This is a genomic window from Clostridioides sp. ES-W-0018-02 (genome assembly GCF_020658175.1).
In the GTDB taxonomy this organism is placed as follows: domain Bacteria; phylum Bacillota; class Clostridia; order Peptostreptococcales; family Peptostreptococcaceae; genus Clostridioides.
Genome location: NZ_JACVVY010000043.1, coordinates 1 through 865, shown reverse-complemented (window position 1 = coordinate 865; position 865 = coordinate 1). Strand labels below are relative to the sequence as shown.

Genomic DNA, 865 nt, shown 5'->3' with positions numbered 1-865 from the left:
AATTTGCAACACAAACATATGTAAGTGAAGATTCCCTAACTAATTTATCATCAGAAAAATCTTTTACATATCAAATAGATTCAAAAGGGTATGCAAAATGGTACAAAATTGGCGATGATATAGCAAATAAAAAAATAGAAGTTAATCTTCCTCAAAATTCATCTTTTGCAGTTTATGATGATAAAGGAACTCCTGTAAATTACTCTTTAGTGACAAAGAATAATAGAGTTAGATTGCCAAAAGGAGGCGTAATAGCTTTCTTAGGAAGTCCAAATGCCAAATTTGAAGTTACATACCAAGATGAAGTAAATGCAAATGCATTAACAGGAACTGATAGATATGAAACTTCTATTAAGATAAGCCAAGCAGGTTGGGAAAACGCTGAAAATGCCGTTTTAATAAATGATTCTGCAATTGCAGATGCTTTGGCTGCAACACCATTTGCATATAAAAAAGATGCTCCTATATTGCTAACTGGAAGTTCTCAAATAAATGAGAAGACTTTAGCTGAATTAAAGAGATTAAAAGTTAAAAATGTATATGTAATCGGTGGTGAAGCTTCTGTAAACGAAAAATCTTTAGATACTATAAAGTCAGATAATATGTCTGTATCTAGAATTTCAGGAAATGATAGATATGAGACTTCTCTAAATCTTGCTAAAGAATTAAAAGGAATTAGTAATGTATCAAAAATATCAGTAGTTAATGGTGAAAAAGGATTAGCAGATGCAGTAAGTATTGGTGCAGCATCAGCTCAAAATGATATGCCTATAATACTTACTAATGAAAATAGTAATATAACTGAAATAAATGATTTATTCAAAGATAAAAAAATAGATAAATCTTATATAATAGGTGGAGAATA

Annotated in this window: 1 protein-coding gene; it reads left to right on the top strand. The window is 29.5% G+C overall.

Translation table 11 applies throughout. The features are described from left to right. A partial coding sequence (locus IC219_RS21300) for a cell wall-binding repeat-containing protein (RefSeq protein ID WP_227853507.1) occupies positions 1-865 on the top strand: 865 nt, incomplete at both ends.